Here is a 19319-nt window from a genome sequence, read left to right on the forward strand (position 1 = left end):
GTTACTCGACGACCGCTTCGAGGTTCGACTGCACCGAGTCGAGGATCGTCTTCGGGTCGCCCGTTTTGAGCGACTCGAGCTGCGAGTTGAAGTCGGCGATGACATCCGCGGATCCGGCCTGGTTCGGCGGGAACTGCGCGTACTCCGCACCGGCGAGGAACGGCTTCAGGGTCTCGTTCGCCGCGGTCCAGTCGGAAGCGGCGGACTTGATGGACGGCATCGGCCCGAACGCCTCCGAGAACGCGAGCTGGCTGTCGGCGCTGGTCAGGTACTCGACCAGGTCGAGCGCGGCCTGCTGGTTCGGGCTGTCGGCGGCCATGCCCCAGCAGTTCGTGAACTGCAGCGTGCCCTTGCCGCCGGGACCCTCGGGGAGCTCGGCGACGGTGTACTCGAGGCTGCTGTAGTCGTTCGACAGCGCTCCGGTGATCCAGTTGCCCTCGATCACCATCGCCGCGGACTCCTTGCCGAGCGCCTCGCCGCCCCAGCCGGCTCCGACATCCTTCGCGTAGGCGAACGTGCCGTCGGCGAGGTGCGCCTTCACGTAGTCGAGCGCCTCGACGTTGGCCGGGTCGTCGGCGATCGCCTTGCCGTCCTGGACGAGGCCGCCACCGGCCTCCGCCATGAAGACGCCAACGCGCTGGTACTCGGCGCCGAAGGCCAGGCCGACGTGCTCGGGGGTCGTGAGCTTCTGCGCGACGGTGGCGAGGTCGTCCCAGCTCTGGGGGAGGTCCGCGTCGGTGAGTCCGGCGTCGGCCCACATCCGGGAGTTGATGACGAGCGCGAGCGTGGAGAAGTCCTTCGGCGCGCAGATGAACGTGTCGTCGACCGTGAAGTTCTCGACGAGCGACGGGTAGAAGTCGTCCTTGTTCGACAGCTGGTCGCCGTAGGCCTGCAGCGAGCCGTTGCTCGCGTAACCGGACGCCTGGTCGGCGGACAGGTAGAACAGGTCGGCGGGCTCGCCCGCAGCGAAACCCTGCGACAGCTCCTGGTCGAGGTTGCTCGCGACCTGCACCTTCACGTCCGTTCCCGACTCCGCCGACCAGTCGTCGACGGCGGACTGGACGGCGGCCGTCTCGGCATCGCCCGAGGAGCCGATGAGCAGCGTCAGAGCGTCGTCCGAGGACGTGAGTCCCTCCGCATCGTCCTTCTGGTCGTCGCCCGCGAAGCCGGACCCGCAGCCGGTGAGGACGAGCGCGCCGGCGAGCAGCACCGCCCCGGTTCCGAAGACTGCGCGAGTGGTATGCCGTGTCATGGTCTCTCTCCTTTGATGAGTCACTGCGATCGGCGCCCGGGAAGGCTCGTCGGGATCGACACAGAAATTTGAACGATCAAACTCTGTGTGGAATAGGCTAGGCGGCAGTCGCGGGAAGTGTCAACCCGGGCGTGAACGAGGAGGTGCGATGGCGAAGGCGCCCACCGTCGAAGACGTCGCCGAGCGCGCGGGCGTCTCGCGGCAGACGGTCTCAAACGTGCTCAACACCCCGGACATCGTCCGCCCGGCGACCAGGGAGCGCGTCCTCTCCGCGATCCACGATCTCGGCTATCGGCGTCACGCCGCCGCTCGGCGTCTGCGACTGCGCCGCAGCTCGACCATCGGCATCCGTCTCGATCCGTACGTCGGCGGCATCTCCGGCGTCGTGCTCGACCGCTTCGTGCATGCCGTCACCGAGCGGGCGAGCGAGCGCGGCATGCGGATGCTCGTCTATGCCGCCCGCACGCGGGAAGAGGAGATCCAGCGGCTGTCGGAGCTGTGGGAGGGGTCGGAGATCGACGCCGCGATCATCACCGGCACCTCGCGCGACGACCCGCGCGTGCGCAGCCTCGACCAGGACGGGCTGCCCTTCATCTCGTTCGGCCGGCCGTGGGGCGAAGACGACATCGCCGATCCGCGCCACCTCTGGGTCGACGTCGACGGCGCCGCGGGAACACGCGCCGCGACGGAACACGCGCTGACCCTCGGGCGCCGGGTCTCGTTCCTCGGGTGGCCGACGGGGTCGGGGACCGGCGACGACCGCGAGCGCGGCTGGCGGGAGGCGATGGCTGCGGCCGACGCCCCGGGGGAGCGGCTGACCGCGGAGGAGGGCGTCCCCCACGCTCGAGCCTGTCTGGACGCCGCGCTCGCCGCAGGGCAGGTGCCCGATGCCCTCGTGTGCGCCAGTGACTCGCTCGCCGTCGGCGCCCTGCTGGCCGTGGCCGCTGCGGGGCTCACGCTGCCGGTGATCGGGTTCGACAACACCCCCACGGCCGAGGCTCTGGGCTTCTCGAGCGTCGAGCAGCGCCCGGAGGATGTGGCGACGGCGATCCTCGAGCTCCTGATGGGCCCGACGGGGGAGATCGTCGCCCCGCGCAGCCTGCAGGCCGGCTCCGCGCATGCGCTGATCACGCCGGAGCTGATCGTCCGCTGAGGCGCTCTGCGGCTGCTATGCCGCCCGGCGCAGACGCAGCGCGAACGCGATACCGGCGAGGGCGATCACCACGACCCCGTACCCGACGCACACGGCCTCGAGCCCGACCGCCCCGACGAGCGCCCCGGCGATCACGGCCGGCACCCCGAACGCCAGGTACGACAGCAGGTAGATCGCGGCGAAGGTGTCGGCCCGCTCGGTCGCGGGGATCTTCGGCGCGAGGGACGCGACCACCCCGGAGAAGGCCGTCCCGAAGCCCATGCCGGTCACGGCGGCGGCAGCGAGGTAGAACGGCAGGGACGTGACGCTCAAGGCGATCAGCGACAGCAGGGTGCCGACCGCGAGCGCCGCCGTGCCGAACAGCACCATCGACCGGGCGGCGATCTTCCGGAGGGTGAACGCGGTGACCGCCCCGACTCCCGCGAGCAGGACGACGCCGAGCCCCTGCCAGACGTGCGCCTCGCCTCCGAGCTCGCCCCGCACGATCGTGGCCCCGAGGGACAGGAACAGCCCGCCCGTCGCCCACCCCGCGATCACGGCCGGAGCTCCGCGCCAGAAGTCGGACCGGATCGCGGACGGGATCGTCAGCCGGAAGCTCAGCGACGCCCAGACCCCTGCCTTGCGCGGCGCAGTCTCCGGCACCCCCAGGAACAGCACCGCGATCACGAGGTACACCGTGCTCAGGGGCGCGAACACATCCAGCAGCGCCTCGCCGCTGAGGTCGAGCATCACGGCCGAGACCAGTGCTCCGAGCGCGAGACCGATGCCCGGGCTGAGGGCGTTCCACAGCGCGGCGACCCCCGCCCGACCGCCCGGCGCGAAGTCGAGGGCCGTGGCGGAGAGGGCGGAGAGGAGCAGGCCGCTGGCCACACCCTGCAGGATGCGGGCGAGGAACAGCACGGCGACGGCATCCGCGTGCCAGAACAGCAGCATGCTCCCCGCCAGCAGCACGAACCCGGCGGCCACGACCGGGCGGCGGCCGATGTGGTCGGACAGTGAGCCGGCGGTGAGGAGTGTCAGCAGCAGTGAGCCGGCGTAGACCGCGAACACCGCGCTGATGACGATCGCGTCGAAGCCGATGTCGTGCGCGAGGACCGGGTAGAACGGCGACGGTGCGCTCGCCCCGGCCGCCATCAGGATCTGCGCCGCCACCGCGAGGGGGAAGCCCAGGCGCGAGCGGCCTGCGGTCCGTGGCGCGGTTCCGGAGCGGGACGATGAGCGAACCGGTGCGGACGCGGCGGGGACAGGCGGGGCGACGATCGGCTGGGTGGGGGTCATGGCTGCTCCTCGTAAGGTTCGAGAATCATCGAACTATCGGAGCGTACTCGCCATCCACTTATTGTTCAACTATTATCGAACCATGCCTGGCGATCTTCCTCACCCGGAGCGCTCCGAGATCCAGCTCACGGACGTGCTCTTCGCCCTCAGCGACCCGGAACGCCTCGCCATCACCCGCCAGCTCGCCGACGGTCCCCTCGACATGGCCTCGTGCCACGCCACCGACCCGAACCTCCCGAAATCGACCAAGTCGCACTTCATGAAGGTCCTGCGCGAAGCCGGCGTCATCCGTAACGAGCCCAACGGACGACGGCGGATGCTGACGCTCCGCCGCGACGACCTCGACGCCCTCTTTCCCGGTCTGCTGGACTCGGTCCTGCGCTGACGCCGGGCGCTTCGACAAGCTCAGCGACCCAGGGTACGGCGCTTCGCCAAGCTCAGCGACCCCAGGGTACGGGAGGGCCAGCGACCCAGGGGTGCGGCGCTTCGACAGGCTCAGCGACCCAGGGTAGGGGAGGGCCAGCGACCCAAGGGGGCGGCGCTTCGACAAGCTCAGCGACCCAGGGTAGGTGTGGGCTGAGCGACCCGAGAAGGGGGAGAGCTTGCCGAACCGAGGGAGTGAGTGTACAGTCACTCATATGTCCACGACGCGCAGCTCGATCCTCTCCACCGCCGATGCGCGGCGGCCCCTCGTCGCCTCGGCGGCAGTGGCGGCGTTCGCGCGCGGCGGGTACCACGGAACGACCGTCGCCGACGTGGCACGCGAGGCGAAGATCTCCCCGGCGTACGTCTTCAAGCTCTACGCGGGCAAGGAGGCGCTGTTCGTCGCCGCGCTCGAGGCCTGCTTCGACGCGATCCTCGTGGCGCTCGAAGAAGGCGCAGAGGCTGCGGCCGATCCGTCGCCGGACGGCATCCTCGACGCGATGGGCGACGCCTACGCGCATCTCATCGCCGACCGGAAGCTGCTCATGTTGCAGGTGCACGCGCAGTCCGTCGCGGAGATCCCCGCGATCGGCGAGGCGCTGCGCGTCGGACTCGGCCGGGTGACCACCTTCGCGCAGAGCCGTTCGCATGCCGCGGACGACGACGTGCAGCGCTTCATCGCCTACGGGCAGCTGTGCCACCTGATCGTCACGACCCAGCTCGACGGGCGGCCCGAGGAGTGGGTCGCCGCATTGACCAAGGGGATCACGCACCCGGACTGATTCGCGCCCCGGGTGCTGTCCCGTCTTTTGCTGTCCATCAGAGTGAGTGAGTAATCACTCATAACACCATCCGCTGTCCCTCATCCAGAACAGGAGTACCCCATGACCACTCTGACCATTCCGACCGCCGCGACGGCTCCGCGCAGCGCACACCGCTGGCTGGCTCTCGGCGTCCTCGCCCTCGCGCAGTTCCTCGTCGTGCTCGACGCCTCGATCGTGAACATCGCCCTCCCCGTCCTCGGTCGGCAGCTCGGCATGGACACCGCCGCGCTCGCCTGGGTGATCACCGCGTACGTGCTCGCGTTCGGCGGACTGCTCCTCCTCGGCGGGCGGCTCGCCGATCGCTACGGGCACCGCCGGGTGTTCCTCTTCGGAACGGCGGGTTTCGTCGCCGCCTCCGCCCTCGCCGGGTTCTCCGTCTCGAGCGAGATGCTGCTCGGCGCTCGCGCACTGCAGGGCGTCTCCGCCGCGCTCCTCGCCCCCGCCGCTCTCGCCCTGCTGACCCACCTCTTCCCGGATGACAGGGAGCGCACCACCGCGCTCGGCGTCTGGGGCGCCGTGGCCGGGATCGGCTCGGCCGCGGGCGTGCTGCTCGGCGGGGTGCTCACCGCGACCCTGGGCTGGGAGTCCGTGTTCTTCGTGAACGTCCCGGTCGGCGCGCTCGTGCTGATCGCGATCCCGCTGCTCGTCACCCGCGACGGCGCGCGGACTCCCGGACGACTGGATGCGGCGGGGGCGGTGACCGTGACGGCAGCGCTGGTCGCGCTCGTCGGAGCCCTCAGCGCGGCGGAGCAGCTCGGGTTCCTGCACCCGCTCCCGCTCGTGCTGTTCGCGGCGGCGCTGGTCCTCGGTGCCGTCTTCATCGCGGTGGAGCGTCGTGCCGTCGAACCGCTCGTCCCGCTGTCGGTGTTCCGCAACCGCAACCTCGCGCTCGGCAACGTCGTCATGCTGCTGGGCGGCGCGGCGATGGTCGCCCTCTTCTTCGCCCTGTCCGTCTTCATGCAGGCCGTGCTCGGCTACGACGCGCTCACGGCCGGGCTCACGCAGCTGCCCCTCGCCGGTGTGCTGGTGCTGGTCGCCGGCGGAGCTCCTGCCCTCATCGCACGCCTCGGCACCCGTCCCGTCCTGATCGGATCGCTCCTCGTCCTCGCCGCCGGCCTGCTGTGGCTCGCCGCCGCGCCGTCCGACGCGGCGTTCCTGACCCAGCTGCTGGGGCCGACCGTCCTCATCGGGATCGGGCTGGGCGGCGCTGTCGTCGCGACCACCCAGCTCGCGGTCGACGGCGTCGCCGGGGGAGAAGCGGGCCTCGCGGGCGGCCTGATCAACACGAGCCAGCAGATCGGAGGAGCGGTGGGACTCGCGGTCCTCGGCACGGTGGCCGGGCTGCGCACCGCGGCACTCACGGCGAGCGGCGCCTCCGCGGCCGACGCGATGACCGGCGGGTTCTCGTGGCTGTTCATCGGCGCGGCCGGCCTGGCGCTGCTGGGTGCGGCGACCGTCGCGGTCTGGCGCCGCGGCTGACGGGGCCCGCACCATACCCCGGAGCGTGGTTCGCGCTCCGGGGTGTCGTGCTGCCTCACCGAGAGCAATCCGCACGTTCATTGGTCGCTGATATCTCCAGAATGCCAAGCAGATCGTGACTTCGTCGGTGCCATCTGCTCCGCGATTTGGCGGCGGCGCACTTCCCGGCGGATACTGCTGACACCCGAGACGCCACCGAAGGAGCCCGGGAAACCCATGCAGACCGCACTGCTCGCCCCCACCGCCACCCTCGTCGTCCTCGGCGGAGGCCGGCTCGGCGTAGTGCTCGCCCGGGCGCTGTCGGACGCCGGGTTCGCGGTGCACGGACCCCTCGGGCGTGGGGCGAGGATCCCCGAGGTCGACATCGCGCTGCTCTGCGTGCCGGACGCCGAGATCCCGGAGGCCGCATCCGCCGTTCGTCCACATGCGCGACTGGTCGGTCACGTCTCCGGCGCCACGCAGTTGGGTGATGCCGACTTCAGCCTGCACCCGCTGCAGACGTTCACGGGCGCCGAGTCGTCCGACGCCTTTCACGGGATCGGTGCCGCGATCGCCGGGCGCACGCCGGACGCGCTCGCCATCGCGGAACAGCTCGCGCTCGCTCTCGGAGCCCGTCCGTTCGCGGTCGACGAGGCGCACCGTGCGAGCTATCACGCGGCGGCGTCCTTCGCCTCCAACTTCGTGCTGACGCTGCTGGACGCCGCGGAGGAACTCGCGTCCTCGGCGGGGCTCCGAGTCGGCGACGCCCGACGGATCCTGGCGCCCCTGGTCCACCGCACGGTCGACAACTGGGTCGCCACCGGGGCACGGGCTGCGCTCACCGGTCCGATCGCCCGAGGCGATGCGCGCACGGTCACGCGACAGGGCGAGGCGATCGACGAGGACGCTCCGACCCTCCGTCCGCTCTTCGACGAGCTCGTCACCGCGACGCGGAGCCTCGCCGCCGCACCCGCAGAGCCGGCCAGGGCCGCGGACGCGGAAGAGGGAGCCGCATGAGGATCCTGCGCACGATCGCCGAGGTTCGAGCCGCCGTCCGTGCCGCCCGGCGAGACGACCGCACCGTCGGGCTGGTGCCCACGATGGGCGCCTTCCACGACGGGCACCTCTCGCTCATGCGGACGGCCCGCGCGGACTCCGACCTCGTCGTGGTGTCGCTGTTCGTCAACCCGACGCAGTTCGGTGCGAACGAGGACCTCGGCTCCTATCCGCGTGACGAGGCCCGCGATGCCGCGCTGGCCGAGGCCGCGGGCGTCGACATCCTCTTCGCCCCCGATGTCGCGGAGATCTACCCCGACGGCTTCGCCACCACCATCCACGTGGCGGAGCTCGCGGACGTGCTCGACGGCGCGAGCCGCGGGCCGCATCACTTCGACGGCGTCGCCACCGTGGTCACGAAGCTCTTCGGGATCGTGCGACCGGATGCGGCGTACTTCGGCCGGAAGGATGCGCAGCAGATCCTGGTCGTCCGCCGCGTCGTGCACGACCTCGACCTCGACGTCCGGATCGTCCCGTGCCCGATCGTGCGCGAGGCGGACGGACTCGCCATGAGCTCGCGGAACGTCTACCTCGACCGCGCCTCGCGCGCCAGGGCGACGGCCCTGAACCGCGCCCTCGACGCGGGCGAGGCGGTGTTCGCCACCGGGGAGCGCGACGCGGAGGCCATCCTCTCCGCCGCGCGGCGCGTGCTCGACCACGCCGGGATAGCCCCCGAATACCTCGAGCTGCGCGATGCCGAGACCTTGCGGGGCGTCACGACGGTGGAGCGCGATGCACTGCTCGCGGTCGCCGCCCGGGTCGGCGGCGCTCGGCTGATCGACAACCACCTGCTGACCGTCTCCGATGCGAAGGGCGCCGAATGATGTGCACCACCCCGAGGAGCGCGAACCTCCGCGGCATCACGGGAGTGCGCCCATGAGCGCGCACGCCGCCCCGCGCGCTCGGGTCACGCTGGCGGGTCTCGTCGCGAAGAAGGCCGGCAGAGAACCCATCGTGATGGTCACCGCGTACGACCACCCCGGCGCGCAGATCGTCGAGGCGGCGGGCGTCGACATCGTGCTGGTCGGCGATTCGGCCGCGATGACCGTGCTCGGCTACGACAGCACGGTACCCGTCACGGTGGACGAGATGCTCATGCTCACGAAGGCCGTGCGCCGCGGTCTCACGACTCCGCTGCTCGTCGGAGACCTGCCCTTCGGGTCGTACGAGGCCTCGGACGAGCTCGCGATCGCGACCGCCCTGCGCTTCGTCAAAGAGGCGGGCTGCGACCTGGTGAAGATCGAGCGCGGCGGCACCACCGTCGAGCGTGCGCGGGCACTCGTCCAGGCGGGCATCCCGGTGGTCGGACACGTCGGGCTCACCCCGCAGACGGCCACGGCGCTCGGCGGATACCGCGCCCAGGGACGCACCGCCGAAGCCGCGCTCGCCGTGATCGACGACGCTGTGGCGCTGCAGGAGGCGGGGTGTTCGCTGCTGGTCGTGGAAGCCGTGCCCTCCGAGGTCACCGCGGCCGTCGTCGCGCTGCTGGAGATCCCGGTGATCGGGATCGGAGCGGGAGCGGATGCCGACGGCCAGGTGCTCGTGTTCCACGACCTGCTCGGTCTGTACGACGGGGGAGCCGCTCGGTTCGTGAAGCGCTACGCCGAGCTGCGCACGGCGGCCGTCGCCGGGGTCGGGGCCTACGCGGCGGAGGTCCGCGGTGGCGTCTACCCGGCTGCCGAGCACGGCTATGCGATGGCCGAGGGCGAGGCCGCACGGCTGCAGGAGCTGCTGGCCGCGCGCTGACGCCTCCGCTCGGGCGATGGGGGGTGCGGAATGCCGGCATGCGTTCGAACAAAGCTTCGAAAGTCGAGGTGATCCGAGATAAAATGAAGCATGTCGAAAATGTCCGGGTTGCACGAGGCGATGTCTCGCCTCGACGAGGCCTGGGCTGCCGCCGACGACGCCGGTGACCTCTCGCGTGAGCAGCTCATCACGGTCGTCGAGGCGATCGGTCTGCTGCAGAGGCGCCTGGATTCCGTGCACGTCGACGTGGCGGCAGGCATCGCGCGCGAGTCGCGCCCCGAGCTCGGCGCCGAGAGCCTGGCGAAGCAACGCGGCTTCCGCACGGCGGCGAAGCTCATCGCGGCCGCCACCGGAATCTCCACCGGCGAGGCCCAGCGGCTGGTGAAGGTCGGAGAGGCGACTGCCCCGAGAAGCGACCTGATCGGCTCGCGGCTTCCGGCTCGATACCCGCTCATCCGAGAGGCTCTCGGCTCCGGCGCTCTGGGCGCGCAGGCGGCGGCCCTCCTCATCGCACTTCTCGATCGCTGCCGTATCGCCGCGGGAGCCGAGCGCATCGCCGAGGCCGAGCGGCTGCTGGTCGCTGCGGCCGAGGGGCTCGAGCTCGATGCCGTGCGCAAGCTCGTCGTCCGCGCGGAGGCCTGGCTCGATCCGGACGGCGTCGAGCCGCGCGCCGATGAGCAGCGCGCACGCCGTTCTCTGCGGATCTTCGAGCGCGGCGGCATGGTGCATCTGCACGCCCAGCTCGACGCCGAGACGGCGGCCCCGGTCGTCACCGCGATCCGCGGCTTCGTCTCCGCCGCATTCGCCGCCCGCTCCGACGCGCCCTTCCCCGGCGCGCCCGACGCGGACCGTCGCACCGTCGCCATGGTCCAGGCCGACGCCCTCTCCGTCTTCTGTGCTCACGTGCTCGGCTGCCGCGGCGATCGGGTTCCGCTCGCCGGGGCGACCGTGGTGGTCCGGGTGGGGCTGGAGGACCTTCGGTCCGGATCGGGCTCGGCGACGATCGATGGGCTCGACCAGGTGGTCGACATCGGGGCCGCGCGGCGGATGGCGGCCAGCGGCGGCGTGATCCCCTGGGTTCTCGGTGGTGCCAGCGAGATCCTCGACTGGGGCAGGGAGAAGCGACTGTTCACGCGAGCGCAGCGTCTGGCTCTCGCCGAGCGCGACGGCGGCTGCGCCATGTGCGGGCTCCCGCCCGAGATGACGCGGGCTCATCACATCCGCTGGTGGCAGCGGGATCGAGGGCCGACTGACCTGTCGAACGGCATCCTGCTCTGCGAGACCTGCCACCATCGCATCCACGACAACGACTGGGAGATCGTCATCGAGGGTTCGGGGGTGAGCGGGCGGCCGTGGTTCATCCCGCCCCGCGCCGTCGATCCGGATCGAACTCCGCGGCTCGGCGGACGCGCACGGTTCGACATCGCGGCATAGCGACGCTCGGCGCGGCTAGGGCTCCCAGCGCAGCAGGTCACCCGGCTGGCAGTCCAGCGCCTGGCACAGGGCGTCCAGGGTGGTGAAGCGCACCGCCTTCGCGCGGCCGTTCTTGAGCACGGCGAGATTGGTCGGAGTGATGCCGATCCGCTCGGCAAGCTCCCCGACGCCGATCTTCCGCCGCGCCATCATCACATCGATGTCGACCACCACCGGCATCAGATCACCTCGTCGTCGAGCTCGGAGCGCAGCGACCGCGCCTCCACGTCACGCGCGATCGCCTGGCGCAGCAGCGCCTTCATCACGACCACCAGCAGTGCCATGCCGGCCAGCACCACGCCGGCGCCGCCGATGAGAGCCACCACGCCCGGGGCGATCGACCCCGGCGCGAGTACGGCGGCGAGGATCCACGTGAGCGCCGCGGCCACCAGGATCGCGCCGATGATCACATCGACGGGCCGGAACGACGACTCCGAGAAGATCGAGCCGCGGCGCACCTTCGTCAACAGGATCCACACGCACACGCCGAACACCTGCATCGTCGCCACGCCGAGCCCGATGATCGACACGACCAGGAGGCGCCCCCACAGCTCGCCCTCGGCCAGATCGAGCCACAGCAGCGGCAGGATCAGCGCCTGCACCGCCACCGAGCCGACCAGGGCCAGAGCGATCACGACCCGCAGCACCGCGATCGTCGTCTTCGCCACGTCGCCACCTCCCGAAAACCATCGAATGACAACGAGAATCTATCGTTAATCGTTCGATCCGGCAATCGGAAGCGATGAGAGACCGTTACCCCCGGCGCAGCCGAGACCGCACGCGGCGAGCCGTCCGCGCGACGGCATCCCGCCAGGCGCCGCCCGGCCACTCGCGGCGCAGCTGCACCGTTCCGTCGGCGTCGACGGCCAGCTCGCAGCGCCGACCGGCGAGCAGAGGCGAGCGACCGGCCTTCTCCAGCGCCCCCGGTGCAGCCGTGAGCGGCGCCGTGAGGTTCCACCCCGCGCGCCGGACCGTCACCGCCAGCGCCGCCGACCTGGCCTCGCCGTCGCCGAAGACCTTCACCGGGTCGACGGCGAGCGGGATGGCCGTGAGGTTCTTCGGTCGCTTGTCGGCGAGGCGGCGCTCGGGCTCCGACTCGGTCGCCGGTGCCGCTCCCGCATCCGACGCGGCCTGCGCGGCGAGTCCGATCCGGTCGTTCCTGGTCTCCTTGCCGACGATCAGGAGCCCATCGGGCAAACCGTCCAGCGAGGTCAGCGGCAGGGACACGAGCCGCTCCGTCGACCCCGCCTTCTCGAAGACCAGGGCCTCTTCGCCGTCTCGCGTGATCCGGACGCGCACCGTGAGCTGGAGTCCGCCCCCGCGCGACCAGCGGGCCGCCGTCACCGTGGCGGTGCACTCCATCCCGGCCTCGAACTCCGCCAGCCGCACGAGGTCCTCCCGGCGATCCGCTCGCAGCAGGCCGGCGCGGATGCGCTGCGGGAAGGAGAGTCCGGCGTCGACGCCGGGGCCGAACCGACGCTGCACCAGCGGCACCACCACATCCAGCAGCCGCTCGCGGTACTCCGCCGGGTACTTCACCATCCGCCGTCCGGCGATCCGGTTGAGGATCTTGCCTCGGAACCAGTGCCGCAGCAGTCGGTCGCGCACGCGGCCAGGCTCGGTGTTCGCCTCGACCACATCGAGCACGGTCTCCAGGTGCGGGAAGTACGACTCCGGCTCGATGCGCGCCGAGCTCGCGCTGCCCGGCTGCTTCACCCACGCGTAGCAGGGCTCGCTCGCCAGGATCGAGATCGTCTCGGCGGCGAAATACGCCTGCATGACGAAAAGGTGGTCCTCGAGGCGCACCTTGCCCTCCGGGAAACGGATGCCGTGCTCGCGCAGGAAGGCCGTGCGGAACATCTTGTGCGGGGTCAGCATCTCCAGGAGCGGATCCTGTCCGAGCACCGCGTGCGGGATGTCGCGGCGGAAGATGCGGGCGGGCAGCTTCCGGCCGATCCCGACCTCCTTGCCGACCACGACGTCCGAGCCGTTCCGGTCCGCGTAGTCGCACAGCTTCTCCAGGGCGCGCGGGAACAGCCGGTCGTCCTGGTCGACGAACTGCACGTACGTTCCGCGGGCGGCCTCGACGCCGCGGTTGCGGGGAGTGCCGGGCCAGCCCGAATGGGGCAGTGACAGCACCCGGACGTTCGGTCGGGTGCGAGCGACCTCGGCGAGTCGCTCGGCGGTCTCCGGGCCGGATCCGTCATCGCACAGCAGGACCTCGAAGGCATCCCGGTCCAGCGTCTGCGCGTCGAGCGAGGCGATCAGCTCGTCGAACGACGCCTTCGGCTGGAACACGGGCACCACGACGCTGACCCTGACGCTCCCCGTCGACTCTCCGCCGGTGCCGTCCCCGATCGTGCCTTCTCCGGTCGTGCTGGTCATCACTGCTCTCTCCCCCACTGCTCTCGAACCCCGCCATGCCTGCTGATCAGCCAAGCATCCCTTCCTGGACGGCGCACCAGGCTTGCGGCGCGCTGGACGGTATGCACAGGAACGCTCCCACCCGAAACTCCCACCCCACATCCAGGCTGAACGATATATCGTTGACTATCGTTCACGACTGGGAGGTCATCATGAGCAACGCATTCCCGTCCAACCCGTTCGGCGGAGACGGCAGCACCGGCGGCGGTCTCTTCGGACACGGCTTCGGCGGACCCAACGGCCCGGCCGGCGCGCTCTTCGAGGCGATGGACCAGCTCCGCAAGTCGTTCGAGTCCCGCCCGTCCGGCGGTTCGCGCATGGCGCGCGGCGACGTCCGCACGGCCGTGCTCTCGCTCCTCGCCGAGCGTCCGATGCACGGCTACCAGATCATCAACGAGATCGCCGAGCGCAGCGGCGGCACCTGGAAGCCCAGCGCCGGCTCGGTGTACCCCACGCTGCAGCTGCTCGCCGATGAGGGCCTGATCGAGGCCGAGGAGCAGAACGGTCGGAAGACCTACTCGCTCACCGAGGCCGGCCGCGACGTGGCCGCCGAGGCCACGGAGACCCGCGCGCCGTGGGAGCCCGCCAGCAAGGACGGCAACCGCGACAACGCTCGCTTCAGCGCACTGCCCAAGGCCGGGGTCGACCTCGCCGCCGCAGCCGCGCAGGTCGGACGCAGCGGTTCGCCCGAGCAGGTGCAGCAGACCATCGAGGTCCTCGACGAGGCCCGCCGTAGGCTGTACTCGATCCTCGCGCAGGACTGACCGCGCAGTGCGGCATCGGGTGGGGACCTGCGAGAGGACCACGCGATGACGGATGCTGCGGCACAGGGCGCCCACCGCGCCCGGTACCGCCGCATCCTGTCGTTCGCGGGCCGTGAGTTCCTGAAGATCTGGTGGTTCGAGCTCGTCCTGCCGCGCTTCGGCATGAGCGGCATCGCCGAGCGCACGCGCGGGCAGCGGATGCAGCGTTTCGCGCGGCGCTTCCACGTGCTGGCTGTCGACCTGGGCGGCCTCATGATCAAAGTCGGGCAGTTCATGTCGTCGCGTCTCGACGTGCTCCCGCCGGAGATCACGAAAGAGCTCGAGGGTCTGCAGGACGAGGTGCCGGCCGTGCCGACGCCGGAGATCCGCGCGCTCGCGGAGGCCGAGCTCGGGATCCCGCTCGAACGCGCCTACGCCTGGTTCGACGAGACGCCCGTCGCCGCCGCCTCGCTCGGGCAGGTGCACCGCGCCCGGCTCTCGGCCCTCGACGCCGCGGACACCGGGCTCGAAGAGGTCGTGGTCAAGGTGCAGCGACCGGGCATCGGCGACATCGTCGCGGTGGACCTCGCCGCCCTCCGCCGCGTCGCCCGCTGGCTGACCCGCGTGCGGATCGTCGCCGACCGCGTCGACGCGCCCGCCCTCGTGGAGGAGTTCGCCGCGACCAGCCTCGAGGAGATCGACTACCTGCACGAGGCCGCGAACGCCGAGAGGTTTCGGGAGAACTTCGCCGACGACCCGCGCATCGATACGCCGGAGATCGTCTGGGAGCGCTCGACGCGTCGCGTGCTCACACTGTCGGACGTGACCGCGATCAAGATCAACGACACGCACGCACTGCGCGCCGCGGGCATCGATCCGGCCGAGGTGGCCGCCGTGTTCGCCGAGGTCATGTTCGACCAGGTCTTCACCCACCGCTTCGTGCACGCCGACCCCCACCCGGGGAACATCTTCGTCACGCCTGTCCCTTCGACGAGCTCAGGGACCCAGGCTGGCGCAGGGACCCAGGATGGCTCTGGGACCCAGGGGCGGTTCCGGCTCACGTTCATCGACTTCGGGATGATGGCCGAGGTGCCCGACAGCCTCCGCGACGGACTGCGCACGCTCCTCATCGCCGTCGCCGGCCGCGACAGCAGGGGCCTCGTCGCCGCCGCGCAGGAGATCGGCGTGCTGCTGCCGTCCGCCGACACGGCCGAACTGGAACGCGCCCTCACCGCGCTGTTCGCCCGCTTCGGGGGCATGGGCTTCGCGGAGTTGAGCACGGTCGACCCGCGGGAGTTCCGTGACTTCGCGGAGGAGTTCGGCGACATGGTGCGCTCGCTCCCGCTGCAGCTGCCCGAGAACATGCTGCTGCTGATCCGCGCGGTGTCGCTGACCTCTGGCATGTGCAGCGGCCTCGATCCTGCGTTCAACGTGTGGGATGCCGCGGAACCCTACGCCGGACGGCTGCTTCGCGATGAGAGCGGGAACCTCGTGCAGGAGTTCGCGGGTCAGGCCATGGACACCATGACCACGACGTGGCGGCTGCCCGGTCGCATCGACCGCATCATCACGCGCATCGACGACGGCAACGTGTCGTTCGACACCTCGCGGCTGGAGCGTCGCCTCGATCGGCTCGAGGGCATCGCGCGACGCATCGCCTCGGGTGTGCTGTTCGCTGCGATGCTGATCGGCGGCGCGCTGCTCGTCCCGTCGCTGCCGCCGCTGGGGATCACCCTGATCTGCGTGTCCGTGCTTCCTCTGCTGCACTCGCTGTTCGCCGGCGTCCGCCGCCGCTCCCGCTGAGCCCCTCGCACCGGCACGATCCGCGGTCCGGCCACGCCGCCGCGCCTCGCGTGGAAAGATGGGTTCTCATGGATACGCCTGACGAGAAGCCCACCGAACGCTCCGCAGGAGGTCCGACCCCGCGCCCGCGCACCGACGCCATCGTGACCGGGACGCACCGCCAGGCGGTCAAGGCCTCGGAGGCCGCACGAAAGATCGTCCGGGACATCACGACCGTCCCGCCGCGCAGCGTGCACCCCGCGCTCGTCCCCGGGGTCTCGGTCGAGGAGACGGGCCGCACCTACCGCACCGACCCGCTCGTCTTCGGCGTCGCCGCCGCGTTCGCCATCGCCTTCATCGCGTGGGGCGTGTTCGCGGGGGACAACCTCGCCGGCACCACGAGCACGGTGCTCGCGTGGGTCGTGGAGTACTTCGGGTTCTTCTTCACCACGATCGCCACGATCATCCTCGTCTTCATGCTCTTCGTCGGCTTCAGCCGCTACGGGCGCATCCCGCTCGGACGCGACGACGAGGAGCCCGAGTTCTCGATGTTCTCGTGGATCTCGATGCTCTTCGCCGCGGGCATGGGCATCGGCCTGGTGTTCTGGGGTGCCGCGGAGCCGCTGACGTTCTTCGAGAACCCGCCGCCCGGCACGGTCGAGGCGAACACCCTCGAGGCGATGCATACGGCGCAGACCCAGGTGCTCTACCACTGGGGTCCGCAGGCGTGGGCGTTCTACGCGCTCGTCGGCGGCGCCATCGCGTACGGCGCCTACCGCCGCGGTCGCACGCCGCTGATCTCGTCGATCTTCGCCCCGCTGCTGGGCGAGAACCGCACGACGGGCCCGGTCGGCCGCACGATCGACATCTTCTCCATCATCGTGACTCTGTTCGGCACGGCCGCCTCGCTGGGCCTCGGGGCGCTGCAGATCGGACACGGCGTCGAACTCGTCAGCGGTGCCGGCCCGCTCGGCAACGGCATCCTCATCGCGGTCATCGCGGTGCTCACGGCGTGCTTCATCGCGTCCGCCGTGTCGGGCGTCTCCAAGGGCATCCGCGCGCTGTCGAACATCAACGCCGTGGTCGCCATCCTGCTGGCGTTCTTCGTGTTCTTCGTCGGTCCGACGCTGCTGATCCTCAACGTCATCCCGTCGGTCGCCGTGCAGTTCCTCGGCGATCTGCCCACCATGATCGGCCGTTCCGCCTCGCAGGGTGAGGCCGCGCAGGCCTTCCTGTCGAGCTGGACGATCTTCTACTGGGCGTGGTGGATCTCCTGGTCGCCGTTCGTCGGTATGTTCATCGCGAAGATCTCGCGCGGCCGCACGCTGCGCCAGTTCGTGTCCGTCGTCATCGTCGTGCCGTCCGCCATCTCACTCGTGTGGTTCGCGATCTTCGGCACCACGGCCATCCAGCAGCAGATGGACGGCGCGGGCCTCGTGGTCGACCCGCCGGAAGAGGTGCTGTTCGGGGTGCTGGAGAACCTGCCGTTCCCGCTCATCACCAGCATCGTGCTGATCATCCTCATCGCGATCTTCTTCATCACCGGCGCCGACTCCGCCTCACTCGTGATGGGCACGCTCTCGCAGCAGGGTCGCCCGGAGCCGTCACGCTGGGTCGCCGTGGTCTGGGGTGTGCTCGTCGGCGTGATCGCCGCCGTGCTGCTGGTGAGCGGAGCCGAGGGGAGCGGACTGCAGTCGCTGCAGAACGCGACGATCATCGCGGCGCTGCCGTTCGCGATCATCATGGCGTTCATGATGATCGCGTTCATGAAGGATCTGCGGCGCGATCCGCTGATCCTGCGCGACCGGTATGCCAGAGCGGCGGTTCGGCACAGCGTCATGGCCGGACTCGAGGAGTACGGCGACGACTTCGCGCTCGTGCCCGTCGAGTACGACCACTCGGAGGACGACCTCGCCTGGATCGACGAGGACACCGTCGACGACACGCTCGCCGAGGTGTACGAGGCCGCGACCGAGGCGATCGACATCATCCCGCCCGCCGAGGTGGAGGCCGCGGTGGACGCCGCGCTGGATGCCCCTGCGGACGACCCGGCGCCTCCCCGCGCCGACTGACCTTCTCGAGATCAGGCGATCACGCCGGATCAGGCAGTTCCTCGTCGGAACGGCCTGATCCGGCGTGGTCGCCTGTCTTCGCAGGAGCGGTGGGCTGCTCTGCGGCCGCGGTGATGCGCGCGGCCATGCCGGCGAAGATCAGTCCGTGGAAAGGCAGCACCGCGAGCCAGTACAGCCGACCGGTGAGCCCGCGGGGGAAGAACACCGCGCGCTGCTCGTACCGGGCGCCCTCGCCATCCGGCACGGCGCGGAGCTCGAGCCACGCCTCTCCCGGCACCTTCATCTCGGCGCGCAGCCTCAGCAGATGACCCGCCTCGGTCTGCTCCACCGCCTCCACCCGCCAGAAGTCGATCGCATCGCCCACACGCGCGGCGGTGCGACTCCGGCGTCCGCGGCGCAGCCCCACGCCGCCGACGATGCGGTCCATCCACCCTCGGATCGCCCACAGCAGGGGCGAGGAGTACCAGCCGTTCTCGCCGCCGATGCCGAGGATCACGCGCCACAGCTCGTCGACGGAGGCGGCGGTCCTGACCGAACGGGCGTCGGTGAACACGGTGCGTCCCGCCCAGTCCGGGTCGCTCGGCAGCGGGTCGCTCGGCGCGCCGGAGACCTCCGCATCCTGCCAGCTGGTCTCCACATCGTCGGCCTCCACGCGTCCGAGGGCCAGGCCGACGGCGCGCCGATACGGCGTCAGTCCATCCGCGGGACGCGGGATGAGGTCGTCGACCGCGTGATCCTTCATGATGCACTCGTTCTGCAGCGACGCCACGAGCGGCCGCGCGATCGACCGCGGCACGGGCGTCACCAGGTTCACCCAGTGCGAGGCGAGGCCCGGGGTGAGCACGGGCAGGGCGGCGATGGCCCGCTGCGGCAGGCCGGCCTCGACCGCGTAGCCGTTCATCATCTGGCCGTAGCGGAGCACATCCGGCCCGCCGATGTCGACGGCGCGGTTGACCTCTGGCGCGACGCGGGCGGCGCCGAGCAGGTAGTGCAGCACGTCGCGCACGGCGATCGGCTGGATGCGGTTGCGCACCCACTTCGGCGCCGGCATGTAGGGCAGCACGTCGGTCAGGTGCCGGATCATCTCGAACGACGCCGACCCGGAGCCGATCACCACGCCCGCCTGGAGCACGAGAGTCGGCACGCCCGAGTTCAGGAAGATCTCGCCCACGTGCACCCGCGAACGCAGGTGCGGAGACAGGTCCACGTCCTCGGGATGCAGCCCGCCGAGGTAGACGATGCGCTGCACCCCGGCACGGACGGCCGCTGCGGCCACGGTGCGGGCCGCACGCTCGTCGCTCTCCTCGAACCCGGCGCCCGCAGTCATGGAGTGGATGAGGTAGTACACGACGTCCACATCGGCGACGGCACGGGACACCGCGTCCTCGTCGTCGGCGGAGCCCTCGACGATCTCGCAGTCCCGGCCCCAGGGGAAGGACGCCGCCCGCTGACCGTCTCTGGCGAGCACGCGCACGCGGTAGCCGGCGTTGACGAGGCGAGGGGTCAGCCTCCCGCCGATGTATCCGGTGGCCCCGAGCACCAGCGCCCGCGGGGCGGTGCCGTCGGCGCGGGGTCGGGCGCGCAGCGTCTCTTCGCGGCCGGTGGGCTGGGTGAGCTCGGTCATGGGTCGAGCGT

Annotated in this window: 17 protein-coding genes; 11 read left to right on the forward strand and 6 right to left on the reverse strand. The window is 70.9% G+C overall.

The annotated features are described in order from the left end of the window. Position 1 precedes the first annotated feature (1 nt). Positions 2 to 1252, reverse strand: coding sequence for an extracellular solute-binding protein (locus CSX12_RS01425; RefSeq protein WP_124894605.1), 1251 nt, complete (start codon positions 1250 to 1252; stop codon positions 2 to 4). 148 nt (positions 1253 to 1400) lie between these two features. Between CSX12_RS01425 and CSX12_RS01430 the strand changes: the two genes are divergently transcribed. After that, positions 1401 to 2405 (forward strand): LacI family DNA-binding transcriptional regulator, encoded by a 1005-nt coding sequence (locus CSX12_RS01430; RefSeq protein WP_124894606.1) that lies wholly within the window; start codon positions 1401 to 1403, stop codon positions 2403 to 2405. A gap of 15 nt (positions 2406 to 2420) precedes the next feature. Here the strand turns inward: CSX12_RS01430 and CSX12_RS01435 are convergent, their stop codons facing one another. Further along, positions 2421 to 3683, reverse strand: a complete 1263-nt coding sequence (locus CSX12_RS01435; protein ID WP_124894607.1) for an MFS transporter — start codon at positions 3681 to 3683, stop codon at positions 2421 to 2423. An 82-nt stretch (positions 3684 to 3765) separates the two neighbouring features. Here CSX12_RS01435 and CSX12_RS01440 point away from each other — a divergent pair, with 82 nt between their 5' ends. From CSX12_RS01440 to CSX12_RS01470, 7 genes are all read left to right on the forward strand, one after another. Next, entirely contained in the window at positions 3766 to 4068 is a 303-nt protein-coding gene (locus tag CSX12_RS01440) for a helix-turn-helix transcriptional regulator (protein WP_017202000.1), read from the forward strand. A gap of 253 nt (positions 4069 to 4321) precedes the next feature. Continuing rightward, positions 4322 to 4888 (forward strand): TetR/AcrR family transcriptional regulator, encoded by a 567-nt coding sequence (locus CSX12_RS01445; protein WP_124894608.1) that lies wholly within the window; start codon positions 4322 to 4324, stop codon positions 4886 to 4888. A gap of 102 nt (positions 4889 to 4990) precedes the next feature. After that, on the forward strand, positions 4991 to 6409 hold the full coding sequence (locus CSX12_RS01450) for a DHA2 family efflux MFS transporter permease subunit (RefSeq protein ID WP_124894609.1): 1419 nt from the start codon (positions 4991 to 4993) through the stop codon (positions 6407 to 6409). A gap of 216 nt (positions 6410 to 6625) precedes the next feature. After that, a complete protein-coding gene (locus CSX12_RS01455; protein WP_124894610.1) occupies positions 6626 to 7405 on the forward strand; it encodes a DUF2520 domain-containing protein in 780 nt (259 codons plus the stop codon). Next, positions 7402 to 8268: a pantoate--beta-alanine ligase gene (panC, locus tag CSX12_RS01460; protein WP_124894611.1), complete on the forward strand. Its 867-nt coding sequence runs from the start codon at positions 7402 to 7404 to the stop codon at positions 8266 to 8268. Before CSX12_RS01455 ends, panC begins: the two co-directional genes overlap by 4 nt. A 52-nt stretch (positions 8269 to 8320) precedes the next feature. Then, positions 8321 to 9190: a 3-methyl-2-oxobutanoate hydroxymethyltransferase gene (gene panB, locus CSX12_RS01465; RefSeq protein WP_124894612.1), complete on the forward strand. Its 870-nt coding sequence runs from the start codon at positions 8321 to 8323 to the stop codon at positions 9188 to 9190. 99 nt (positions 9191 to 9289) lie between these two features. Then, entirely contained in the window at positions 9290 to 10624 is a 1335-nt protein-coding gene (locus tag CSX12_RS01470; RefSeq protein WP_124894613.1) for an HNH endonuclease signature motif containing protein, read from the forward strand. A 15-nt stretch (positions 10625 to 10639) separates the two neighbouring features. Here CSX12_RS01470 and CSX12_RS01475 read toward each other — a convergent pair whose 3' ends face one another. From CSX12_RS01475 to CSX12_RS01485, 3 genes are all read right to left on the reverse strand, one after another. Next, positions 10640 to 10843 (reverse strand): helix-turn-helix transcriptional regulator, encoded by a 204-nt coding sequence (locus CSX12_RS01475; RefSeq protein ID WP_017201993.1) that lies wholly within the window; start codon positions 10841 to 10843, stop codon positions 10640 to 10642. Next, positions 10843 to 11331: a DUF2975 domain-containing protein gene (locus CSX12_RS01480; protein WP_017201992.1), complete on the reverse strand. Its 489-nt coding sequence runs from the start codon at positions 11329 to 11331 to the stop codon at positions 10843 to 10845. Before CSX12_RS01480 ends, CSX12_RS01475 begins: the two co-directional genes overlap by 1 nt. A gap of 85 nt (positions 11332 to 11416) precedes the next feature. Further along, the gene (locus CSX12_RS01485) at positions 11417 to 13048 is read right to left on the reverse strand and encodes a glycosyltransferase family A protein (protein WP_164479516.1); all 1632 of its coding nucleotides are present in this window, start codon (positions 13046 to 13048) and stop codon (positions 11417 to 11419) included. A gap of 191 nt (positions 13049 to 13239) precedes the next feature. Between CSX12_RS01485 and CSX12_RS01490 the strand changes: the two genes are divergently transcribed. From CSX12_RS01490 to CSX12_RS01500, 3 genes are all read left to right on the forward strand, one after another. Further along, positions 13240 to 13851 (forward strand): PadR family transcriptional regulator, encoded by a 612-nt coding sequence (locus tag CSX12_RS01490; protein WP_026049694.1) that lies wholly within the window; start codon positions 13240 to 13242, stop codon positions 13849 to 13851. Positions 13852 to 13896: 45 nt separating this feature from the next. Next, on the forward strand, positions 13897 to 15633 hold the full coding sequence (locus tag CSX12_RS01495) for an AarF/UbiB family protein (RefSeq protein ID WP_124894615.1): 1737 nt from the start codon (positions 13897 to 13899) through the stop codon (positions 15631 to 15633). Positions 15634 to 15701: 68 nt separating this feature from the next. Continuing rightward, positions 15702 to 17684 carry a BCCT family transporter gene (locus tag CSX12_RS01500; protein WP_017201989.1) on the forward strand — a complete coding sequence of 661 codons (1983 nt, stop codon included), beginning with the start codon at positions 15702 to 15704 and terminating at the stop codon, positions 17682 to 17684. A 19-nt stretch (positions 17685 to 17703) separates the two neighbouring features. Here CSX12_RS01500 and CSX12_RS01505 read toward each other — a convergent pair whose 3' ends face one another. Then, a complete protein-coding gene (locus CSX12_RS01505; protein WP_124894616.1) occupies positions 17704 to 19308 on the reverse strand; it encodes an SDR family oxidoreductase in 1605 nt (534 codons plus the stop codon). Positions 19309 to 19319: the final 11 nt, after the last annotated feature.

It is taken from the genome of Microbacterium sp. Y-01 (assembly GCF_003856715.1).
GTDB classification, from domain to species: Bacteria; Actinomycetota; Actinomycetes; order Actinomycetales; family Microbacteriaceae; genus Microbacterium; species Microbacterium algeriense.